The 21,571-nt window shown below is 71.2% G+C and carries 22 protein-coding genes; 11 read left to right on the top strand and 11 right to left on the bottom strand.

What is annotated here, in order from left to right:
• Positions 1-68: 68 nt before the first annotated feature.
• The 3 genes from OG730_RS18350 (at position 69) to OG730_RS18340 (ending at position 2,745) form a co-directional block, all read left to right on the top strand.
• Positions 69-1,358: a HEAT repeat domain-containing protein gene (locus tag OG730_RS18350; RefSeq protein ID WP_327305243.1), complete on the top strand. Its 1,290-nt coding sequence runs from the start codon at positions 69-71 to the stop codon at positions 1,356-1,358.
• A 43-nt stretch (positions 1,359-1,401) separates the two neighbouring features.
• Positions 1,402-2,403 carry a porphobilinogen synthase gene (gene hemB / locus OG730_RS18345; protein ID WP_327305242.1) on the top strand — a complete coding sequence of 334 codons (1,002 nt, stop codon included), beginning with the start codon at positions 1,402-1,404 and terminating at the stop codon, positions 2,401-2,403.
• 72 nt (positions 2,404-2,475) lie between these two features.
• Positions 2,476-2,745 carry a DUF1876 domain-containing protein gene (locus tag OG730_RS18340; RefSeq protein ID WP_327305241.1) on the top strand — a complete coding sequence of 90 codons (270 nt, stop codon included), beginning with the start codon at positions 2,476-2,478 and terminating at the stop codon, positions 2,743-2,745.
• A 71-nt stretch (positions 2,746-2,816) separates the two neighbouring features.
• Here the strand turns inward: OG730_RS18340 and OG730_RS18335 are convergent, their stop codons facing one another.
• Together OG730_RS18335 and OG730_RS18330 are read right to left on the bottom strand one after the other, a co-directional pair.
• Positions 2,817-3,593, bottom strand: coding sequence for an ABC transporter permease (locus OG730_RS18335; RefSeq protein WP_327309321.1), 777 nt, complete (start codon positions 3,591-3,593; stop codon positions 2,817-2,819).
• A gap of 32 nt (positions 3,594-3,625) precedes the next feature.
• Positions 3,626-4,609, bottom strand: a complete 984-nt coding sequence (locus tag OG730_RS18330; protein WP_327305240.1) for an ABC transporter ATP-binding protein — start codon at positions 4,607-4,609, stop codon at positions 3,626-3,628.
• Positions 4,610-4,723: 114 nt separating this feature from the next.
• Here OG730_RS18330 and OG730_RS18325 point away from each other — a divergent pair, with 114 nt between their 5' ends.
• The gene (locus OG730_RS18325; RefSeq protein ID WP_327305239.1) at positions 4,724-5,521 is read left to right on the top strand and encodes a TetR/AcrR family transcriptional regulator; all 798 of its coding nucleotides are present in this window, start codon (positions 4,724-4,726) and stop codon (positions 5,519-5,521) included.
• Here the strand turns inward: OG730_RS18325 and OG730_RS18320 are convergent.
• Together OG730_RS18320 and OG730_RS18315 are read right to left on the bottom strand one after the other, a co-directional pair.
• Entirely contained in the window at positions 5,499-5,744 is a 246-nt protein-coding gene (locus OG730_RS18320) for a DUF397 domain-containing protein (protein WP_327305238.1), read from the bottom strand. The genes OG730_RS18325 and OG730_RS18320 overlap by 23 nt on opposite strands.
• Positions 5,741-6,526, bottom strand: a complete 786-nt coding sequence (locus OG730_RS18315) for a helix-turn-helix domain-containing protein (protein WP_327305237.1) — start codon at positions 6,524-6,526, stop codon at positions 5,741-5,743. Before OG730_RS18315 ends, OG730_RS18320 begins: the two co-directional genes overlap by 4 nt.
• Before the next feature lie 152 nt (positions 6,527-6,678).
• On the opposite strand from OG730_RS18315, the gene OG730_RS18310 reads away from it, so the two are divergent.
• Genes OG730_RS18310 through OG730_RS18300 form a run of 3 tightly spaced genes read left to right on the top strand, consistent with a single transcriptional unit; the run spans position 6,679 to position 9,998 of the window.
• On the top strand, positions 6,679-7,074 hold the full coding sequence (locus OG730_RS18310; protein ID WP_327305236.1) for an ATP-binding protein: 396 nt from the start codon (positions 6,679-6,681) through the stop codon (positions 7,072-7,074).
• Positions 7,075-7,110: 36 nt separating this feature from the next.
• Positions 7,111-7,485 (top strand): hypothetical protein, encoded by a 375-nt coding sequence (locus OG730_RS18305; protein ID WP_327305235.1) that lies wholly within the window; start codon positions 7,111-7,113, stop codon positions 7,483-7,485.
• Entirely contained in the window at positions 7,482-9,998 is a 2,517-nt protein-coding gene (locus OG730_RS18300; protein ID WP_327305234.1) for a tetratricopeptide repeat protein, read from the top strand. The genes OG730_RS18305 and OG730_RS18300 overlap by 4 nt, the downstream gene beginning before the upstream one ends.
• Before the next feature lie 182 nt (positions 9,999-10,180).
• On the opposite strand, the gene OG730_RS18295 is transcribed toward OG730_RS18300, so the two are convergent.
• Positions 10,181-10,975: a VOC family protein gene (locus tag OG730_RS18295; protein WP_327309320.1), complete on the bottom strand. Its 795-nt coding sequence runs from the start codon at positions 10,973-10,975 to the stop codon at positions 10,181-10,183.
• Between the two features lie 151 nt (positions 10,976-11,126).
• On the opposite strand from OG730_RS18295, the gene OG730_RS18290 reads away from it, so the two are divergent.
• On the top strand, positions 11,127-11,357 hold the full coding sequence (locus OG730_RS18290) for a FitA-like ribbon-helix-helix domain-containing protein (protein WP_327305233.1): 231 nt from the start codon (positions 11,127-11,129) through the stop codon (positions 11,355-11,357).
• A complete protein-coding gene (locus tag OG730_RS18285; protein ID WP_327305232.1) occupies positions 11,354-11,752 on the top strand; it encodes a type II toxin-antitoxin system VapC family toxin in 399 nt (132 codons plus the stop codon). The genes OG730_RS18290 and OG730_RS18285 overlap by 4 nt, the downstream gene beginning before the upstream one ends.
• 16 nt (positions 11,753-11,768) lie before the next feature.
• Here OG730_RS18285 and OG730_RS18280 read toward each other — a convergent pair whose 3' ends face one another.
• A complete protein-coding gene (locus OG730_RS18280) occupies positions 11,769-11,954 on the bottom strand; it encodes a hypothetical protein (protein ID WP_327305231.1) in 186 nt (61 codons plus the stop codon).
• A gap of 93 nt (positions 11,955-12,047) precedes the next feature.
• On the bottom strand, positions 12,048-13,835 hold the full coding sequence (gene argS, locus OG730_RS18275) for an arginine--tRNA ligase (protein ID WP_327305230.1): 1,788 nt from the start codon (positions 13,833-13,835) through the stop codon (positions 12,048-12,050).
• 212 nt (positions 13,836-14,047) lie between these two features.
• On the opposite strand from argS, the gene lysS reads away from it, so the two are divergent.
• On the top strand, positions 14,048-15,787 hold the full coding sequence (lysS, locus tag OG730_RS18270; protein WP_327305229.1) for a lysine--tRNA ligase: 1,740 nt from the start codon (positions 14,048-14,050) through the stop codon (positions 15,785-15,787).
• 75 nt (positions 15,788-15,862) lie between these two features.
• On the opposite strand, the gene OG730_RS18265 is transcribed toward lysS, so the two are convergent.
• The 3 genes from OG730_RS18265 to OG730_RS18255 form a co-directional block, all read right to left on the bottom strand.
• A complete protein-coding gene (locus tag OG730_RS18265; RefSeq protein WP_327305228.1) occupies positions 15,863-17,344 on the bottom strand; it encodes a DUF2637 domain-containing protein in 1,482 nt (493 codons plus the stop codon).
• A 159-nt stretch (positions 17,345-17,503) separates the two neighbouring features.
• Positions 17,504-18,307, bottom strand: a complete 804-nt coding sequence (locus tag OG730_RS18260) for a DUF3558 family protein (RefSeq protein WP_327305227.1) — start codon at positions 18,305-18,307, stop codon at positions 17,504-17,506.
• Between the two features lie 147 nt (positions 18,308-18,454).
• Positions 18,455-19,339 carry a DUF3558 domain-containing protein gene (locus OG730_RS18255; protein WP_327305226.1) on the bottom strand — a complete coding sequence of 295 codons (885 nt, stop codon included), beginning with the start codon at positions 19,337-19,339 and terminating at the stop codon, positions 18,455-18,457.
• A 171-nt stretch (positions 19,340-19,510) separates the two neighbouring features.
• Between OG730_RS18255 and OG730_RS18250 the strand changes: the two genes are divergently transcribed.
• A complete protein-coding gene (locus OG730_RS18250) occupies positions 19,511-20,704 on the top strand; it encodes an RtcB family protein (RefSeq protein ID WP_327305225.1) in 1,194 nt (397 codons plus the stop codon).
• Between the two features lie 50 nt (positions 20,705-20,754).
• Here OG730_RS18250 and OG730_RS18245 read toward each other — a convergent pair whose 3' ends face one another.
• The gene (locus OG730_RS18245) at positions 20,755-21,441 is read right to left on the bottom strand and encodes a hypothetical protein (RefSeq protein ID WP_327305224.1); all 687 of its coding nucleotides are present in this window, start codon (positions 21,439-21,441) and stop codon (positions 20,755-20,757) included.
• Positions 21,442-21,571 lie beyond the last annotated feature (130 nt).

Here is a 21,571-nt window from a genome sequence, read left to right as displayed (position 1 = left end):
GTCTTAGCGGTGTTAGGCGACAGGGCCCGGGTGCGATGCGCACCCGGGCCCTGTGGCATGTTCGGGCCGTGACGGAACCCACGGATCCCGATGAGGCGGTGGCCGCGCTGTGCGCGGCCGTGGCGGCGTACGACCAGGAGGCGGCCGAGGCGCTCGTGGCCGCGGGGGCGGACCCGGACCGGGTGCTGCCCGACGGGTCGACCCCGCTGCTGCGGGCCGTCGAGAGCGGCTCCCGGGCGATGGTCGGCGCGTTGCTGTGGTCCCAGGACCTCCCCGACCCGGAGGAGCGGCTGCCGGAGGCGGAGCGGGCACGGCTGCTGGACGCGGCCCGGCGCTGGTACCGGGCGGGCGCGGAGGCGGAGCTGCGGCGGCTGACGGGGGCGGCGGGGCCGGCGGAGACCTCGATGGTGGAGGAGCAGTGGTGCCAGGTCGAGCAGATCGCGCTCGGCGGGCTGACGGTGCGCGCGGGACACGGCGCCGTACTGACCGTCCTGGAGCGGGTGTTCGGCATCGTGGCGACACCGGAGGAACTGGTGGAGCGTGCCGTGCGGCACCCGGACCCCTTCCACGTGGACTGGGCCGAGTCCCGGTACCTGCTGGGGGAACGCTCCGCCGAGGGCGCCCGGGAGACGGTGACGGCCCTGCGCCACCATGCGTCCGCCGGTCATCGGCTCTTCGCCGCGGACTGGCTGTGGGGCAGGCAGCACGTGGACGCGTACCCGCACCACGAGGAGGATCTGGAGACCCTCGCGGTCTGGGCCGACCTGGAGACGGATCCGGTGGTGCTGGCGGCGGTGCTGATGGCCCTCGGTGCGGGCGACGGGGAACACCCGCGGCTGGAGGCCATCGCTCTGCGGTCCGCAGGGCATCCCGATCCGCGGGTGCGCGTACAGGCGGTGGAGTGCCTGGGCTGGTACGACAGATCGTTCACGGCCGCGGAGCACGAGGCCATGCGCGTCCTGGTGGGCGACCCCGACGACGCGGTGCGGTTCGGAGCGGTCCGGAGTCTGCTGAGTGCCGAAGGGGGCGAGGACGTGGAGGCCCTGCGCGGTGTGGTCCGCGATCTGGCCCGTGACCCGCGCAGCCCGATGCGGCAGTCGGCGGCGGACAGCATGGCGGAGTCCGCCGACCGCACGGCCGAGGCCACGGAGCTGCTGCTGTCCCTTCTGGACGCGGACGACTGGCTGACCCGGATGATCGGCGCCTACGGCCTGGCCCTGCGGGACCATCCCGGCACCCCGCGGGCGTACGCGAGGGTGGAGGAGCTGGGCCCGCTCCACGGGCCGGACCACCGGGTGAACGCGCTCTGGGACTGGCAGCAGCGCAACGGGGCGGGGGCGGCCGGGGGCGGGGCCTAGGGTGGTCCCGACTGCTGTCGAAGCTCGAAGAGGCGACTAGAAGATGAGCACGTACGGATCCTTCCCCGGCTCGCGGCCCCGCCGGCTGCGCACCACCCCGGCGATGCGGCGGATGGTCGCGGAGAACCGGCTGCACCCCTCGGACCTGATCCTCCCGGCGTTCGTCCGGGAGGGCATCAGCGAGCCGCTCGCCATCTCGGCGATGCCGGGCGTGGTCCAGCACACCCGGGACACGCTGCGGAAGGCGGCCGTGGAGGCGGTCGAGGCCGGGGTCGCGGGGATCATGCTCTTCGGCGTTCCGGCGGACGAGAACAAGGACGCGCGGGGCACGGCCGGCACCGAGCCGGACGGGATCCTCCAGGTCGCGATCCGCGACGTGAAGGCGGAGGTGGGCGACGATCTGGTGATCATGTCCGACCTGTGCCTGGACGAGTACACCGACCACGGCCACTGCGGGGTCCTGGACGAGCACGGCCGCGTGGACAACGACGCGACGCTGGAGCGCTACGCCGAGATGGCGCAGGTCCAGGCCGACGCGGGCGTCCACGTGGTGGGCCCGAGCGGCATGATGGACGGCCAGGTCGGCGTCATCCGCGACGCGCTGGACGAGACGGGCCACGACGACGTCTCGATCCTCGCGTACACGGCCAAGTACACCTCGGCCTTCTACGGTCCCTTCCGCGAGGCCGTCGCCTCCTCGCTCCAGGGCGACCGCAAGACGTACCAGCAGGACCCGGCGAACGCGCGGGAGTCGCTGCGCGAGCTCGCCCTCGACCTGGAGGAGGGCGCCGACATGGTGATGGTCAAGCCGGCCGGGCCCTACCTCGACATCCTCTACCGGGTCGCGCAGTCGGTGGACGTCCCGGTGGCGGCCTACCAGATCAGCGGCGAGTTCGCGATGATCGAGGCGGCGGCGGAGAAGGGCTGGATCGAGCGCGACCGGGCGATCATGGAGACCCTGCTCGGCATCAAGCGGGCGGGCGCGGACACGATCCTGACGTACTGGGCGACCGAGGTCGCGCAGTGGATCCGCGCCGAGCGGTAGGCCGACTCGCCCCGCCTCCCGCTCGGGTGCACCCTGGAGACAGGGTGCACTGACCCCTGGAGGTGATGCGCCATGACCACCATCGTCGGGTGGCATGTGGAGCTCGAATTCACCGAGGAGGGCCACCGCACCAGTGCGGCGGCCCTGGTCAGACTCGGGGACGGCTCCGAGGTACGGGCGCGCGGCTACGCCATGCGACACCCCTCCGACCCGGAGCAGCTGAGGGTCGGGGAGGAGATCGCGGGCGCTCGCGCGCTGATGGACATCGCGTCGCAGATGCTGCAGAAGGCGCACTCGGAGATCGACGCGGCGACGGGCCGGCACTCGTACCCGCTGCACTGACGCACCGAGATCCGCACGCCGCGGCCCGTCCGGGTTCATGTCCACGGACGGGCCGCGGTCGTGTCCGCGCCCTACCGCGTCCGCCGTTCGAAGACGACGGCCGACAGCGCTACGGACACCAGGCCGATGCCCGCGCACCAGGCCAGTGCGGTCCAGGGTGCGTCGCCCGCGGGCCGGGCGAGGAGCAGGGCCCGCAGGGACTCGATCACCGGGGTCAGCGGCTGGTGGTCGGCGAAGCCGTGGAGCCAGCCGGGCATGGTGTCGATGGGGACGAACGCGCTGGACGGGTACGGCAGGAACATCATCAGGAAGGTGAAGCCGCCCGCCGCCTCCGGTGTGCCGGCGAGCAGTCCGAGCGTCGCGGCCAGCCAGGAGATCGCGGTGATGTACGCGACCAGCAGCGCGGCGGCGGCCAGGTAGCCGGAGGGCGAGGCCTGCGGGCGGAAGCCGATGGCGAGCGCGACGGCCAGGACCAGGCCGGTGGACACGAGGTTGCGCAGGACCGAGGCCGCGACGTGTCCGGCCACGATCGGAACGCCGCCGATGTCCAGGGAGCGGAGGCGGTCGATCACGCCTTCCTTCATGTCGGTGGCGACGCTGACGGCGGTGCTCGCCGCGCCGAAGCCCGCGCAGAGCAGCATCGCTCCCGGGACCACGTAGGTGACGTAGGACGTCCCGGTGTCGATGGCTCCGCCGAAGAAGTAGACGAAGATCAGCATCAGCATGACCGGCAGCATCAACGCCGTGATCAGGACGTCCGGTTGGCGGCTGCTGATGCGCAGGCTGCGGCCGGTGAGGGCGTAGGCCGCCGTGGCGGCGGTGGGGCGGGTCGGCGTGGAGGTGGTCACGGTGGCAGTGGTCGCGGTCGCGGTGGCAGTGGTCACGGAGCGGCTCCCGTCAGGGTGAGGAACACGTCGTCGAGGGTGGCGCCGCGGACCGAGAAGCGGTCCACGGCCGTGTGGTCCGGGTCGAGCGCGTCGAGCAGTGACCGGACGTGGGCGGCGCTGCCGTCGGTGGGCAGGCTGAGGCCGAGCTCCTCCGGGGCGAGGGTGAGGCCGTCCGCCGAGACCGTGGAGGCCGCGGGTCGCCCCGCGGTCAGCTCGAGCGCGCGCGGGGTCAGGGCGTCGTAGGCGGCCCGGCTGGCGAAGGTCAGGTCGAGGCGGTGGCCCGCCACGCGGGACTTGAGCTCCGCGGGGGTGCCTTCGGCGGCGATCCGGCCGCCGGCCAGGACGGCCACGCGGTCGGCGAGCCGGTCGGCCTCCTCCAGGTACTGGGTGGTGAGCAGGACGCTGGTGCCGTCGGTGCGCAGTTCCCGTACGAGTTCCCACAGGTCCTGGCGGCTGCGCGGGTCGAGCCCGGCGGTCGGCTCGTCCAGGAAGATCACCTCGGGGCGGGCGACCAGGCTCGCGGCGAGGTCGAGGCGCCGGCGCATGCCGCCCGAGTAGGTCTTCGCCGTGCGTCCGGCGGCTTCGGCGAGCCCGAAGCGTTCCAGCAGCTCCTCGGCCCGCGCCCGGGCCGCGCGCGGGCGCAGTCCGTGGAGGCGGCCCACCATGCGGAGGGTCTCGGCGCCGGTCTGGAGGTCGTCGACGGCCGCGGACTGCCCGGTGAGGCTGATGGCCCGGCGCACGAGGGCCCGCGCGGACGCCGTGTCGTGGCCCGCGACCCGCACGGTGCCGGAGTCCGGCTCGGTGAGGGTGGCGAGGATCCGGACGGTGGTGGTCTTCCCGGCGCCGTTGGGGCCGAGCAGGGCGAGGACGCTGCCGCGCGGGACGGCGAGGTCGATGCCGTCGAGGACGCGCAGGGCGCCGTAGGACTTGGTCAGGGCAGTGGCGTGGATGCCGAGGTCGGTGCCGAGGTCGGCCATGGCGGACTCCGATCTGCGTTCTGCGTATGGGTTACGCGCCATTGCGTAAGTAATACACAGACCTAGGATGTGCGTCAACGACTCATGACGGAGAGGCGGAGGGAGGGAGCGGCGATGGCGCACGAAACGGACGGCGACGACGACGGCACGGGGCTCCCGGCGAGCCTGGCCATGGCCTGGGGTCTGCGCGAACGCCCCGGCAAGGGCCCGCGCCCCAGCCTCACCCTCCAGCGGATCGTGGACGCGGCGGTGTCGCTGGCCGCCACGGAGGGGATGGACGCCGTCTCCATGGGCCGGGTGGCCAAGGAGCTCGGCGCCTCGACGATGTCCCTCTACCGGTACGTCACGGCGAAGGAAGAGCTCTACATCCTGATGGCCGACGCCGGCGTCGGCACCCCGCCGGAGCCGGAGCCGGAGCCGGAGCCGGAGCCGTCCGGCGGGGAGGGGCGGGACTGGAGGGAGCTGCTGTCCGAGTGGGCGTACGCGCAGCGGGCCGTCCTGATGGCGAACTCCTGGATCGTGCGCATCCCGCTCACCGGGGCGCCGGTCAGCCCCAACCAGCTCGCCTGGATGGAACGCGGGCTCGCGGCGATGGCCGGGACCGCCCTGCGGGAGAGCGAGAAGCTCTCCGCGATCATCCTGATCGGCGGCCTGGTCCGCAACGAGGCGACGATGGTCGCGGACATGATCGCCGCCATCGTGAAGTCCGGCGTCTCACCGGACCAGGTGCTGGGTCGGTACGTACGCACCCTGCGGCTGATGACCGGCCCGGACACGCACCCTGCGGTGACGCGCCTGCTGGAATCCGACGCGTTCACGGGCGCGGACGAGCCGGACTTCCAGTTCCGCTTCGGCCTGGACCGCATCCTGGACGGCCTGGCCGCGCTGATCAGCGAGCGGTCCACTCCGTAAGGGCGGCCCAGGCGGCGGGGGCCAGGTCGAGGACGGGGCCGTTCTGGACCTTCGAGTCCCGGACGTGGATGGTGTCCGGGCAGGTGGCGACCTCTACGCAGGCGGCGTATTCGCCGTCGCTGTGCGTGGACTTCTGCCAGGCGATGGCCACCTCCAGGCAGGCCCCACCGTCGGTGTCGCTGTAGCTGGACTTGAACCACTTCGGGGCGGTGGTGGGGCTCATGGCTCTCCTAGCAGGCGATCCAACAGGCCCTTCGTCTGCTCGGTGTTGAGGGCCTGAGTTCGCAGCATCGCATATTTGCGGGACAGGATGCTGACCTCACCTGGGGTCGAGATCAGCAGGCTCCCGTGCTGCGTCTCGGAGTAGGCGAACTGTTGATGGGACGGTGTTTCCAGGAGGATGAACGGCCCGTTCAGACCGGCGTGCGTCGTGCGGCCGAAAGGCATCACCTGGAGGGTGACGTTTGGGAGGTCCATGCAGGCGATCAGGTGGCGCAGCTGCTCGGCGTAGACCTCGTCCCCGCCGATGCGGTCTTTGAATACGGCTTCCCAGACGATGAAGCTCAGACTCGGCGGCACCTTGCGGTGCAGGATCGCCTGCCGTTTCACGCGCCTGACAGTCAGGTTCTCGATCTCTTCCTCCGCGCGGGCCGGGACACGAACACGGAAGAGGGCCCTGGCGTAGTTCTCGGTCTGGAGGAGTCCTGGGAACCGCATGGACTCGTACCAGGAGAGCGCGACGGCCTGTTCCTCCAGGTTCATGTACTCCTCTGCCCACGGCGGCGTCACGTCAACGGCCGGCATCTCGTTGGCCGCCACGGCCAGCAACCCCGGAAGCCCCAGGTGTTGGTCCATCAGCTCCGCAACATCCGGCATCAACGCCCGTCGCCCCTGCTCGATGGACGCGATCGTCTCCGCGTCCAAACCGACCAGCTCTCCGAGCTGCTTCTGCGTCAGGTTCTTCGCGGCGCGGGCTGCGGCCACCTGCTTGCCGACCATCTTCATGGTCGTCGCGTTCGGCCGTGCGCGTTTCCTCGGTGGCATGACGATGAACTCCCCACCCTTGCGGCTGAACTACCCCGTGCCAACCCGTACTCATCACTGAGTACGGGTTGGCGCTCAGCCACACGCTAGTCACGTAACGCGACGATCGGCACGTGAATCTTCATACTCAACCCGCCCTGGTCCACGAGCGCCTCTACCTGCGCTCACCCCAAACCATTGGCGCCGCACGCCACTTCACACGTGACACCTTGGAGGCGTGGGGCAGGACCTCGCGACAGGACGACCTGTTGCTCTGCGTGAGCGAGCTGGCGACCAACGCGCTGCGGTACGGGGTCCCGCGCGGTCGGGGCTACCTGCTGCGGCTGCTCACGTACGACGGGACCGTCCGGATCGAGGTGCACGACAGCGGGCCCGGGCTGTCGCGGATCCGGGAGCAGCCGCCCGGGCGGGGGCTGCTCCTGGTCGGGGCGCTGGCCGATGCCTGGGGGGTGTTGGCCCGGGCTCCCGGCAAGGTCGTCTGGTGCGAATTCCGGGGGCTCGGCTGCTAGCTTCGGCTCCCGGGGAAGTTCGGCCGAGGGGGGTCAATGTCGCGTCCGCTGCGGTGGGTTGTGGTGGTCGGGGGGACGGGTGTTGCCTTCCTGATCGGGTTCAGGCTCGGGGTGTGGGACCCGTTCGGCTGGCTGCCGGAAAAGGACTCCGACCGGGTGTCGGCGGCCGCCGGGTTCGGCGGGGCGATGGCCGCGGTGTGCGCGCTGGTCGGCGGATGGTGGGCCGGCGGCGGCGAGGGTGACTCGCTGCGGCAGCGGGCCCGCGCCTCCGGCACCAGCCGGGTCACGCAGACCGGCGGCGGTGGCTCCGGGCCGGTGGACCAGGTGGCGCGCGCCGACGGGGACTCCCGCGTACAGCAGACGGCCGCCGGCGGCGGTGAGCAGCAGCCGGATCCGGACGCGGCTCGGTGAACGCCGAGCAGCGGGCGCGGGCCGAGGGGTCCGCGACGGTCATCCAGGTGGCGGGGGACTACGTCGTCCAGCCGCCCGGGGCCGGTTCCGTACCCCCACCCCCGGCCGCACCGGGGCTGCCCGCTCCGCCCGCCGTGCTCGTGGGGCGGGAGAGCTCGGTCAAGGTGCTCACCGACCTGCTCGACGAGGGCGGGGGCGGGGCTCCGGTGACGGTCGTGGCCGGGCTGCCGGGCGTCGGCAAGAGCGCGCTGGCCGTCGCGACGGCCCATCGGGCGGTGGAGTACGGGTGGTTCGGGGACCGGGTGTACTTCCTCCCACTGCACGGCTACGCCCCGAACGGCGCCGTGAGCGGCGCGCAGGCGGTACGGGAGATGCTGCGCCATCTCGGGGTCGGGGACGCGGACGCGCCACCGTCCCCGGACGGGCAGGTGGCGCTGTACCGGGCCCGGCTGGCCTCGCTGGCCCGGGCCGGGCAACGGGTGCTGATCGTCGCGGACGACGCGGGGTCGGTGTCCCAGGTGCGGGACCTCGTACCGCCGGACGGCACGCACCGGCTGCTGGTGACCTCGCGGCACCGGCTGGTCGCGCCGGGCTTCACCGCGCGGGTGGTCGGCCTGGACGAGCTGTCGGCGGAGCCGGCGACGGAACTGATCGCCGGCGCGCTGCTGCGGACCTGGCCGGAGGATCCGCGCCCGGCGCGGGAGCCGGAGGCGCTGGCGCGGATCGCGGAACACTGCGGGCGGCTGCCGCTGGCCCTGACGGTGGCGGGATCGCTGCTGGCGGGGGATCCGGGGCTGGCGGCGGGGGAGTTGGCGCGGCAGCTGGCCGAGGCGAGGACGCGGCTGGAGACGCTGCACATCGAGGGTGATGTGCCGGTCGGAGTCCGGGCCGCGTTCGACCTCTCGTACGCGAGGCTTCCGGCGGACCAGGCACGGCTCTTCCGGCTGCTGACGGTGGTGCCGGGGCCGGACTGTCCCACGCTGTTCGCCCACCTGGTCACGTACGAAGGCGAGCCGGGGCCCGCGGGCCTCGCGGAGACGGCTGGCGAGCTGCGGCCCGCGCTGGCCGCGCTCGTACGGGCCAGCCTGCTGGCCGAGCAGCCGGTCGGCTCGGGGCGGTGGCGGATGCACGACCTGGTGCGGCTCTACGCGCTGGAGCGCGGGGAGGGGCATGCGGAGGAGGACGGCCGGGAGGCCGTGATCGACCGGTTCCTGGAGGGTCTGACCGAGGTAGCCGCCCGCGCCGCGCAGGCCCTCGGGATCCAGCGCGGTCCGGCAGCCGCCGGGGACCTGCCCTCCATGGCCGAGGCGGCGCACTGGTTCGAGGCCGAACGGGCGGTATTGGTGGCCACCGTGGTCTTCGCGGCCGACAACGGCCGCAGCGTGCTGGGTGCCGGGCTGTACAACCACGTGGCCGGCTACCTGGGGCCCTACGGATACCTGGAGGACGCCCTGCTGCTCGAGCGCAGCATGGTGGACGCGGCCAGGCGGCACGGAGATCCGGTTCTCGCCGACGCGCTGTGCAACCTGAGTGCCGCCCTCGTGTGCTTCACCACGCGGCACCTCGTGGACGAAGCGGCCGAGTGCTTGATGGAGGCTCTCGAGATGTTCCGCGCGGTGGAGAATCGGGCGGGGGAAGCCAGGGCGATGGTGCTCCTGGGTGCCGTGCTCCAGCGGCAGGGCCGGGTCGAGGAGTCGACGGTGATCCTCGTGCAGGCCCTGGCACTCCTCCAGGAGCTGCAGATGCCGGCCAATCAGTGGACGCCGCTGGTCGGTCTCGGGGCCAACCTGGAGAGGCTGGAGCGGTGGGACGAGGCCGTGACCGTGTACCGGGCGGCCGTCACGCTGGCGGAGGACGACGGCAACCCCAGCTTGACCGTGATGCTCCTGCGGTCATTCGCGGCCGCGCTGTGGCGGACCGGGGAGCGCGAGGAGGCCATGGCCGTGCACTCGCGAGCGCTCGCCCTGAGCAGGGAGGCGGGCAACAGGTCGGAGACCGGCCGGCTGCTCCTGCGCATGAGCCAGTCGCTCCTCGACGACGGCAGGACGGAGGAGGCCCGGGCCGTCTGCGAGGAGGCCGCCGGGCTGTTCGCGGAGATCGGCCAGGAGTCCGGTCAGGCGCTGGCGCTGTTCTCACTGGCGTGCGTCCACGAGCAGGACGGCCTGGTGACCGAGCAACTGGAGGCACTGGAACGCGCCGTCGTGCTCTTCGTCCGGGTGGGGGACGAGGACAACACGGTCGGGGCGGTCACTGCGATGGCCAACGCCCTGACGCGGGTCGGCGGTGCGGCTGAGGGCGCAAGGGCCTTCGACGTACTGGCGGAGGCGTGCGAGGCGGTGGGGCTCGCGGAGCCGGCCGCCGAGGCCCGCGAGGCCGCGGCGGAGTTCCGTCGGCCGGCGGACGGGGACACCGCCGAGGCGGCGGAGCGCGTTACGGATCCGGGTACTCCCGGGGGTCCCGGCAGCACCCCCCGGCAGCGATGGCGGGACCGCTTCAGATCCCGCCCGCGCTGACCCGGCCCGTCAGGCGGGCCATCGCCACTCGGAGTTCGCGCTCCGCACCCAGAGACGTGTCGTGTCGTTCATGGTGGCCCCCACGGTGGTGGAACGCTTCGGCAACGTTCCGGCACGCGGAGGAGGGGGCCCACAGGGGAGACGTTCCCTGTGAGCCCGTCACGCCGTTGGGTGGCGACTCGTCAGTCGAGGATCTCCGGGCGGGCCTTGATCACCGAGAAGACGGCGCCCTGCGGGTCGGCCAGGACGGCCATGCGGCCGGCCGCCATGTCGAAGGCGGGGGCGATGACGGAGCCTCCGGCGCGGGTGGCGGCGGCCTGGATCTCGTCGACGTCGTCGGCGCTGAAGTACGGGATCCAGTTCGGCGGGGTGCCCGGCGGGAGGGTCTTCAGGTCCATCATTCCGGCCACCGCGCGGCCGTCGACCTGGAACTCCGTGTACCCCGAGGCCTCCGGCATCTCGGAGGCGGCCGTGGTGACCGGGAGGATGGCCCCGTAGAACGCTCGCGCGGCGGGGACGTCGCCGGTGCTCAGCTCGTTCCAGATGAGCGCGCCGTGCTCGTTGACGATGCCGGCCCCGTCGAAGGTGCCCGCCTGCCACAGGCCGACGACCGCGCCGGTCGGGTCGGCGATGACGGCCATCCGCCCGAGGTCCATGACGTCCATCGCGCCCATCATGACCGTGCCGCCGGCGTCGGTGACGGACTTGAGGGTGGAGTCGAGGGAATCCGTGGCCAGGTACGAGGTCCACACCGTCGGGGGCATCGGGTCGGGGACGGTGCCGTCCGGGTTCATCGCCTTCATGATCCCGGCGACCGGCTTGCCCTTGAGGGTGCAGACGGCGTACCCGCCGGTCTCGGGCGGGCCGATCTCGCCCTGCCAGCCGAAGAGGTCGGCGTAGAAGTCGATGGCGGCCTGCTGGTCGGGAACCATCAGGTCGATCCAGCAGGGGGTGCCGGGCTTGTAGGGGCCGTTCATGTCGGGCACGGGGCCCTCCGTCGGGGTGGGTAGGGGGTGGACGGGCCGTCCCCTACCCGGCAGGCGTGGCCGAAATCAGACCGTACGGGTGAAGCGGTGGCGAAGCTCTAGACTGCTAGCAGAATGCTTGCGGTGCGACTACTCTTGTTGCATGGCCACTCTGTATGTCCGCGACCTGTCCGATGAAGCGCTCGCCGAGCTGAAGATACGAGCCGCTCGCAACCGCCAGTCGCTGCAGGCGTACGCCCGGACGCTGCTGGAGGAAGAGGCCGCCACACCGTCCGTCGAGGATGTCGTCGCACGGATCCGTTCCCGGGTGTCCGCCGAGCTGAGCGTGGACGAGGTCCTAGGTGACCTCGACGCCGGACGGCGACGCGAATGATCGTGATCGACGCGAGTGCACTCGTCATGCTCGTCGCCGACGCCGGTCCGGCGGGCGAGGCCGTGCGTGAGCGGGTGGTGGGCGAACGCCTCGTCGCCCCCTACCTGCTCGATGTGGAGGTCGCGCACGCGCTGCTCGGGCGGCACCGTGCAGGCAAGCTCTCCGACCGTCAGCTGGACGTGGCCTGGGACGACTTTGCCGCACTGCCGGTCCGGCGGATGGAGCATCTTCCCGTGCTGCCCCGGGTGCGCGAGCTGTACGCGAACCTCTCCGCGTATGACGCCACCTACGTGGCCCTGGCCGAGGGGTTCCAAGTACCGCTCGTCACCTGCGGTGCCCGGATCGCACGTTCCGGGAGCGCTCGCTGCAAGGTCGAGGTGTTCGGGGCGGGTTGAGTCCGCGCGGCTCGGCTCACGCGGGCGGTTCCTGGGCGTCGAGCGCGAGGGCCTGGGCGATGCCGGCCCGTACAGCGGCCATGTCGGCCTCGTCGAACTCCTCGTCCCAGTCCTGCGGCGGAGCCGCCGCCTCGGTCGCCGCGATGTCCGCGTCGATGTCCGCGAAGCGACGGGCCACGAGGATGTCCTCGTTGATCTCCATGACGTCGGGGTCTCCTCTGCGTGCGTGGGTAGCGCCGCGGCCCCCGCCTCCCGGAGGGGAGACGGGGGCCGCCGTTGTGCCGTAGGACCGGGGTCAGAGCTTCTCGGGGGTGCGGATGCCGAGGAGGGACATGCCCTTGCTGAGGGTGCGGGCGGTCAGGTCGCAGAGGAACAGGCGGTTCTCGCCGACGGTGAGCTCCGGCTCCGGCTTGATGACGGGGCACTCGGAGTAGAACGTCGTGAACAGCGAGGACAGCTGGTAGAGGTACGCGGCGACCTTGTGCGGGGCGTACTCCGCGGCCGCCTCGGCGAGCAGCTCGCCGAAGTGGTCCAGGTGCAGGCCCAGGGCACGCTCGGCCGGGGCCAGCTCCAGCTCCGGGTGCGCGACCGGCTTACGGCCGCCGGCCTCGTCCGCCTTGCGCAGGATCGACTTGCCACGGGCGTACGCGTACTGGATGTACACGGACGTGTCGCCCGTCAGCGACACCATCTGGTCCAGGTCGAACTTGTAGTCCCGCGAGGCGGACGTGGAGAGGTCCGCGTACTTCACCGCGCCGATGCCGACCTGCTCCGCACGCTCGGTGATCTCCGCCTCGGACAGGTCCTTGGCCTTCTCCCGCACCACGGCCGCCGCGCGGTCGATCGCCTCGTCCAGCAGGTCCACCAGCCGCACCGTCTCGCCCTCACGGGTCTTGAACGGCTTGCCGTCCTTGCCCAGCACGGTGCCGAAGGCCAGCTGCACGGCCTTGGTGTCCTCGTTCAGCCAGCCGGCCCGCCGGGCCGTCTCGAAGACCATCTTGAAGTGCAGGGACTGCCGCGCGTCCACCACGTAGAGGAGGGTCGTCGCGCCCAGCCCGCCGACCCGGTCGCGGATCGCCGAGAGGTCGGTCGCGGCGTAGCCGAAGCCGCCGTCGGACTTCTGGACGATCAGCGGGGTCGGGTTGCCGTCCGGACCCTTGACGTCGTCGAAGAACACGCACAGCGCGCCGTTGGAACGGACGGCGACGCCCGAGTCCTCCAGCAGCTTGCAGGTCTCCACCAGCATGTCGTTGTAGCCGGACTCGCCGATCACGTCGGGGTCCTGGATGTCCATGTCCAGCTTGTCGAAGACGGAGTAGAAGTAGATCTTCGACTCGTCCACGAACCGCTGCCACAGGGCCAGCGTCTCCGGCTCGCCCGCCTGGAGGTCCACCACCCGGGCCCGGGCCCGCGTCTTGAACTCCTCGTCGGAGTCGAAGAGCGCGCGCGAGGCCTTGTAGAGGCGGTTCAGGTTGGACATGGCCTCCTCGCCGGAGACTTCCGCGACCTCGGCGCCGTCCTCCGCCTTGTGGTCCAGCTCGTGCGGGTGCTCCAGCAGGTACTGGATGAGCATGCCGAACTGGGTGCCCCAGTCGCCGATGTGGTGACGCCGGACCACCTTCTCGCCGGTGAACTCGAGGATCTCCACCATCGCCGCACCGATGACCGCCGACCGCAGGTGGCCCACGTGCATCTCCTTGGCCACGTTCGGCTGCGCGTAGTCGATCACCGTCGTACCCGGCTTCGCGGCGAGCGGCACGCCGAGACGGTCGTCCGCGGCGCGCGCCGCCAGCGTCTCGACGATCGCCTTGTCGGTGATCGTGATGTTGAGGAAGCCGGGGCCCGAGACCTCGATCTCCTGGATCAGACCGGCGCTGTCGATTGCCTCGACGACGGTCGTCGCCAGCTCACGCGGGTTGGCCTTGGCCTTCTTCGCGAGCGCCAGGATGCCGTTGGCCTGGAAGTCGGCCCGGTCGCTTCGTCGCAGCAGCGGGTCGCTCGCACCGGCGTCCGGCAGGGCGGAGGCGAGTGCGTCGGCGACGCGCTGGTTGACGGAGGAAGCGAGGGAAGGGACCGAGGCCATGAGCTGCCGTTCCTGTGAGGTCGTGCCGATGCGTGCACTGGGGTTTCGATTGGGGTTTACGACAAGGACCGAGTATCCCACGCGGGGGCTGTCCACATCCCGGGATATACGGGCGACCGGGCGGCGCCGGTCACCCGCCGATAAACCTCGGAGCGCTCCCTTCCGTCTGGGAGAATGACGAGAAGCCAGCATTCGAGAACGAAGGACGTGTCGTGGCTCAGAGCGCCCCGAGCAACACCGAGACCGACTGGGTCTCCCGTTTCGCGGACGAGGTCATCGCCGAGGCGGAGCGCCGAGCCCCGGGCAAAACCATCGTCGTCGCGTCCGGCCTCTCCCCCTCCGGCCCGATCCACCTGGGCAACCTCCGCGAGGTCATGACCCCGCACCTGGTCGCGGACGAGATCCGCCGCCGGGGCTTTGAGGTCCGCCACCTCATCTCCTGGGACGACTACGACCGGTACCGCAAGGTGCCCAAGGGCATCCCCGGCGTCACCGAGGAGTCCCACGCCCAGCACATCGGCCGCCCGCTGACCGCCGTGCCCGCGCCCGAGGGCTCCGCGTACCCGAACTGGTCCGAGCACTTCAAGGCCGCCATGGTCGAGGCGCTGGCCGAGCTGGGCGTCGAGTACGACCCGATCAGCCAGACCGAGCAGTACACCGCCGGCACCTACCGCGAGCAGGTGCTGTTCGCGATGAAGCACCGCGGCGACATCGACGCGATCCTCGACCAGTACCGGACCAAGCAGAAGCCGGGCGGCAAGAAGCCGCAGCAGAAGCAGGTCGACGAGGCCGAGCTGGAGGCCGCCGAGGGCTCCGGCGCGGCCGCCGAGGACGACGGCAGCGCGGAGGGCACGGAGTACTTCCCGTACAAGCCGTACTGCGCCGAGTGCGGCAAGGACTTCACCACGGTGACGTCCTACGACGACGAGACCACCGAACTGACCTACGTCTGCACCGAGGACCAGTTCACCGAGACCGTCAAGCTCAGCGAGTTCAACCGCGGCAAGCTGGTCTGGAAGGTCGACTGGCCCATGCGCTGGGCCTACGAGGGCGTGATCTTCGAGCCCTCCGGCGTCGACCACTCCTCGCCCGGGTCCTCCTTCCAGGTCGGCGGGCAGATCGTCGGGATCTTCGGCGGCGAGCAGCCGATCGGACCGATGTACGCCTTCGTCGGCATCAGCGGCATGGCCAAGATGTCCTCCAGCAAGGGCGGGGTCCCGACCCCGGCCGACGCGCTGGAGATCATGGAGCCGCAGCTGCTGCGCTGGCTCTACGCCCGCCGCAAGCCCAACCAGTCCTTCAAGATCGCCTTCGACCAGGAGATCCAGCGGCTCTACGACGAGTGGGACAAGCTGGAGGCCAAGGTCGCCGACGGCTCCGTGCTGCCCGCCGACGCCGCCGCCCACGCCCGCGCCGTACGCGTCGCCTCCCACGACCTGCCGCGCACCCCGCGCCCCATGGCGTACCGGACCCTCGCCTCCGTCGCCGACATCACCGGCGGACACGACGAGCAGACCCTGCGCATCCTCAGCGACCTGGAGCCGGACCGGCCCCTGACCTCGCTCGACGAGGTGCGCCCGCGCCTGGACCGCGCCGAGAACTGGATCTCCACCCAGGTCCCGGCCGACCAGCGGACGCTGGTGCGCGACGAGCCCGACGCGGAGCTCCTGTCCTCCCTGGACGACGAGGGACGCGAGTCCCTGCGCCGCCTCGTCGACGGGCTCGACTCGCACTGGTCGCTCGACGGGCTCACCACGCTCGTCTACGGCGTGCCCAAGGTGATGGCCGGCCTCGAGCCGGACGCCAAGCCGACGCCGGAGCTCAAGGTCGCGCAGCGGACCTTCTTCGCCCTGCTGTACCGCCTGCTCGTGACCCGGGAGACCGGGCCGCGCCTGCCCACCCTGCTGCTCGCCGTCGGGGCGGACCGGGTGCGCAAGCTGCTCGCCGTCTGAGGACGACGTGTGACATGAGGAAGGGCCCGCACCCCTCGGGGGTGCGGGCCCTTCCGTTTCCCTTACGCGTACGGGCTACGCGATGTGCTCGCTCTCCAGATCGCGCTGGTAGCGCTGCTTCAGCTCCGGCATCAGGCGGCGGATCATCGACGCGCTGCGCGGGTGCACGATCCCGTAGCGGTCCGAGAGGTGTATGTCCACCTGCTCCGGGGTCGGGAAGCCGGAGAACTCGTCGATGTAGGCACGGACGACCTCGTACGCGGCTTCCCTGAACTTCACGTCGTCGATGTTCGCCTCGGCTTCCGCCTCGGCTTCGGCCTCCGCCCCGGCCCGGGACTCGGCCTCCGGGAGGGCGGCCTCCTCCTGGCGGGGGCCCGGTATCGGCAGCTCCTGCTGCTCGGGCGCCTGCCCCTGGCCCTGGCCCTGGCCCTGCTCCGGGCCCTGCTCCGGGCCCGACGGGGGCATGACCGGGGTCGGCTCCAGACCCTCCACGTACTGCGGGTTGTAGCCGCCCTCGTACGCGGCCTGCGGCGCACGCGGCGCCGCGAACCAGGCGCTGTTGTGCGCGGCCGGCATCGCGGTCGGGTCCACCACGAAGGGAGCGGCGTCGGGGTGGCCCTGCGGGGCCGCGGCCCCGGCCGGGCCCTCCGCGTACTGCGCCCCGGGGCCGGCGAGCTGGTGCTGCTGGATTAGCTGCTGCTGCGCGGCGTCGGCGGGGAGCCCCGCGGCGCCAGGTGCGGCGGCAGCGGCGGTCAGGGCCGCCGCCGTGCCCGGCTGCTGCGCGCCCTCGGCGGCCTCCGCGCCCTCGGCGCCCGCCGGGAGGGCCGGGGCCGTCGGGTCGGCGGCCGGGGGCGGCGGGATGAGGAGCGGCTCGATGCCCGCCGCGGCCAGACCCTCGGGTGCGGTCTGGGACAGCGGGACGCCGATGCGGGCGAGGCGCAGCGGCATCAGGGCCCCGACGGGGGCCTTGCGGCGCCAGGCGCGCCCGTAGCGGGCCTGCAGGCGGGCCTGATAGATCAGCCGGTCCTGCTCCATGCCGACGGCCTGCTCGTAGGAGCGCAGCTCCCACAGCTTCATCCGGCGCCACAGCTTGAAGGTGGGGATCGGCGAGAGGAGCCAGCGCGTGATGCGCACGCCCTCCATGTGCCGGTCCGCGGTGATGTCCGCGATCCGGCCCACCGCGTGACGGGCGGCCTCCACGGTGACCACGAACAGGATCGGGATCACGGCGTGCATCCCGACCCCGAGGGGATCGGGCCACGCGGCCGCGCCGTTGAAGGCGATCGTCGCCGCCGTCAGCAGCCACGCCGTCTGACGCAGCAGCGGGAACGGGATCCGGATCCACGTCAGGAGCAGGTCCAGCGCGAGCAGGACGCAGATGCCCATGTCGATGCCGATCGGGAAGACCAGCGAGAAGGAACCGAAGCCCTTCTTCAAGGCCAGGGCGCGCACGGCGGAGTACGAACCGGCGAAACCGATCCCCGCGATCACGACGGCTCCGGCGACCACGACACCGATCAATATCCGGTGCGTACGAGTCAGCTGCATCGCGGCCACCCGCGATCCCCTCCCCTTGTCGAGCTACGGCAGGGCACAGCGTACGCGCGTACGGGGAACACGACGTCGGCGGTCCGGACCCGGCCCTTCCGGGCACCGGCCGGACCGCCGACGACGTGGCACGTCCTAAGAGTTCGCCTCTAGGAGTTCTGTTCGGTTTTAGGAGTTCGACGGAGAGGGCGACTGCGACGGCTGCGCGGACTGCGACGGCTGGGCCGACTGCTCAGGCTGCTGCGCACCGTTCGCGGCCTGGACCGAGGCCACGGTCTCCTTCGCCGCCGCGATGGCGTCCTGGAGCAGCTTGGCCTGGTCCGGAGCGGTCGCGCCCTCGTAGGCCGTGCCGTTGTAGTCGAGCGTGACGACGACGTTCTCCGTGCGCGCGATGACCGAGGTGTTCAAGAAGGCGCCGTCCTTCTTGGTGGTGAAGGTGACCGAGGTGGCCTGGTCGCCGATGCCGCCCGCCTCCTCCGGCTTCACGTTCTCCGCGCCCTCGACGGCCTTCGCCTTCTCGATCTGCTTGGCGTACTCGTCCTCGGCGCGCTTGTTGCCGGTGCCGACCGAGGCGAGCGCGTCGTAGCGGACCAGGGAGATCGAGAGCCAGCGGTACTGCGAGCCCTTCAGACCGGCCTCGTCCAGACCGTTCCAGGTGCAGGTGGCACGGCTGGTGAGGTCGTTGGACTTGGCGGCGGTGCCGTTCGCGTCCTTCGCCTTCGGGACGATCGTCTCGATGGTCTTCGCGGAGACCGCCTTGCACGGCTCCGGCAGCGTGGCGTACGCGGCCTTCTCCAGCGCCTCCTTGGAGGGCGCGGAGCTCGGCTGGGAGGACGAGGAGCTTTCGGACTTCTTGCCGCTGTCGGTGCCCGACTTCTTGCCCGAGTCGGACGAGCAGCCGGCGACCGTGAGGATCACCGGGACGGCTGCGCAGGCGAGGACGCGGGTGAGGCGCGAGGCTGATCGGTGCATGATTCCTTCAGACGTTGTGGGTCTTCGTGCGGGCTCGTTCGGGCCCTCCGGCGGGCGCGGGACCCGAGCAACGGTAGCCCGACCCGGCGCCCGGCTGCTGTGCGCGCCGTCACGGCGGCCCCGTACGCCCCCCTGGGCCGAGGCCGGCTAGTCGTCGAACCGCTCCACGAGCGCCTGCGCCAACTGCCTTGCCCTGTCCTGGGTTTCACCGCTGGGCGGGACCGTGCCGGGGAGCGCGGGCTGGACGCTGTACTCGACGGTGACGATGACATTCGAGGTACGGAACACAATGCGGACGGTGCGCGCCCGCGCGGCGGTGGCACCGGCCGCGGCGAGCTTGTCGTCGACGAAGGCCTCGTCACCGAGCCCGTCGAGCACGCGGGAACCGAGCTCGGGCGGGGCGGAGGGACTGCTGCTCGGGCTCGTACTCGGGCTCGTACTCGGGCTCGTGCTCGCGCCCGGAGCGGCGCTCCCGCTCGCGCTCGCAGTCGGTGACGGAGCCCCGGACGGCGCGGCTCCGGACGGCGCGGCTCCGGACGGCGTCGGGCTCGCCGACGGCACCGGGGCGGGCAGGTTGGCGGCGGTGAGCTGGCGGCCGTAGACCTGGCGCGCCTTGTCGTCGTCGCTCGTGGTGGCCCGGTCGTACGAGACCACGCGCTCGAAGTCCACCGACAGCAGCCGGGTCTCGTTCGGGGTCTGCGCGGTCCAGCGGCAGCCGACGCGCCGGTCGGCGTCGTAGGAGGGGTCCGCGACCCCGGCGTAGAGGGCTGCGAGGGCCTGGGGGGCGAGCCCCTCGGCGGCCGGGAGCATGGCCTTGACCTTCTTGCCGTCGACGGCCTTGCAGGGCATGGGCAGGCTGCGGTACTTGCCGGGCTGGGGCGTCGTACCGGGGTTGCCGCCGGGCTTCGAGTCGCCGCTGTTGATTCCGATCCCGCCGCCGCCGTCGGTGCAGGCGGTGAGGCCGGCCGTGAGGGCGGCGAGCATCGCGACGGCTGGCAGGACTCCACGTACTCGTACCGTCTTGCGCTGCACGTTCCACCGGCTCCCTTCGGGAAAATGCGTTGCCGCGGCTCGGGCGCGGATGGACACAATGTCTATCGCACACGCTGGTGCCGGCGCCGGTCCTCTGTCGTATTTAGGACCATGAGCGAGGCTTTTTGCGTTTTCAGACTTTTGTGGTGTTGACGGGGTGTTGAGGGTGAAATGTCGTACGTAGAAGTTCCCGGGGCGCAGGTTCCCATCCGGATGTGGACCGACCCGGCGTCGGTCGAGGACAGCGCGATGCGCCAGCTCCAGAACACCGCCGGCCTCCCCTGGATCAAGGGCCTCGCCGTAATGCCGGACGTCCACTACGGCAAGGGCGCGACCGTCGGCTCGGTCATCGCCATGAAGGACGCGGTCTGTCCGGCGGCGGTGGGCGTGGACATCGGCTGCGGCATGTCGGCGGTGAAGACCTCGCTGACCGCGAACGACCTCCCGGGCGACCTGTCGGGCCTGCGCTCGCAGATCGAGAAGGCGATCCCGGTGGGGGCGGGGATGCACCGGGAGGCGGTGGATCCGGGGCGGCTGTACGGGTTCTCGGAGCGGGGGTTCGGGGACCTGTGGGAGCGGTTCGACTATGTCGCGGACGCGGTGAAGTTCCGGCGGGAGCGGGCGCTGCGGCAGATGGGGACACTTGGCGCGGGAAATCATCATTCTGAGGTCAATATCGATCAAAATGGGGCAGTGTGGCTGACGCTGCACTCTGGGTCCCGAGGTATTGGCAACGAACTGGCCAACCACCACATCGGCATCGCGCGAGGGCTGTCCCACAACCAGGGGCTGATCGACCGGGACCTTGCGGTCTTCCTGTCGGCGACGCCGGAGATGGCCGCGTACCGGCATGACCTCTACTGGGCGCAGGAGTACGCCAAGTACAACCGTGCGGTGATGATGAGCCTCATGAAGGAGGTCGTCCGCCGACAGTTCCGGAAGGCGAAGGTCTCCTTCGAGCAGGAGATCAGCTGCCACCACAACTACGTGGCGGAGGAGCGGTACGACGGTGTGGACCTGCTGGTCACCCGCAAGGGAGCGATCCGCGCCGGCAGCGGCGAGTACGGGATCATCCCGGGCTCGATGGCGACCGGTACCTACATCGTGAAGGGCCTAGGCAACAAGGCCGCCTTCAACTCGGCCTCGCACGGCGCGGGCCGACGGATGAGCCGGACGGCGGCGAAGAAGCGGTACACGGCCCAGGATCTGGCGGACCAGACCAAGGGTGTGGAGTGCCGTAAGGACTTGGGCGTCGTGGACGAGATCCCGGCGGCGTACAAGCCGATCGAGCAGGTCATGGAGCAGCAGCGGGACCTCGTGGAGGTCGTCGCCAAGCTCCGGCAGGTCGTCTGCATCAAGGGCTGAACGCGAGAGGGGCACCGCATGTGCGGTGCCCCTCTCGTTGCCGTGTCTACCTACTGCGGTGGGACGACGACGCGTCCGCTGCGGATCCGCCAGAGGCGCATCGAGCAGCTCTGTTCGGTCCGGTCCAGTGCCGTGGCTGCTGCGGCCGGGTCGTTGAGGCGGACCAGTTCCTGGTCGTCCTGCGCGGTCCAGCGGCGTCGCGGCGGGGCGATCTTCATGTCCGCGGGACGGACCCAGCCTTGGATCGCGTTCGCCTCGGCCTTCTTGTGCTCGAGGGCGAGGCGGCCGTCGTAGTAGAGGTGCGCGGCAAGCTGCTGCGCCGTCTCCTTGTAGTAGCAGACGTTGTAGACGCCGTCTCGCGTATTGCGTGAGGTCGTGCGCTCTGTTCCTGTGAGGTCCTTGCCGTACTTGCACAGGTAGGTGGCGATTTCCGTGCTGGCCGAAACCAGGGAGAGGAAGGGCCATCCCTGGGCAGTCCAGCCGAGGGAGCCGTCCGCATCGATGATTCCGCGGAGGTAGTCGCGACGCGAGAAGTCCGTGCTGGGCGGCTTGATGGTCAGCGACTTCTTGCCGTAGGGAATGCCGAGCTCGTTGACGATGGTCCGGGCTTCGAGCGAGCTGACGGACCAGGTCGCCGAGTGATGCCTTTCGGCGAAGTTCGTGCTCCGGACGCGCTCGGTGATGGAACTGTAGTGGTAGGGGTTCCGGCCGCTATCTGGGCTTTGGGGTGGCTTCACTCGAACGCATGGTGGGGTGTCACATTCCCTTTCGGGTGGGGGGCGGGGCGTACCGGCGGTGGACGGTCGTGGACCGGCGGTGGGTGGTGGCGGGGGTGATCGAGGTTCCGGTGCAGGGGGTGGCCGGTGT

The sequence above is a fragment of the Streptomyces sp. NBC_01298 genome (assembly GCF_035978755.1).
Lineage (GTDB): Bacteria > Actinomycetota > Actinomycetes > Streptomycetales > Streptomycetaceae > Streptomyces.
The sequence above is the reverse complement of the archived record's forward strand: the minus strand, read 5'-3'. Positions and strand labels throughout refer to the sequence as shown.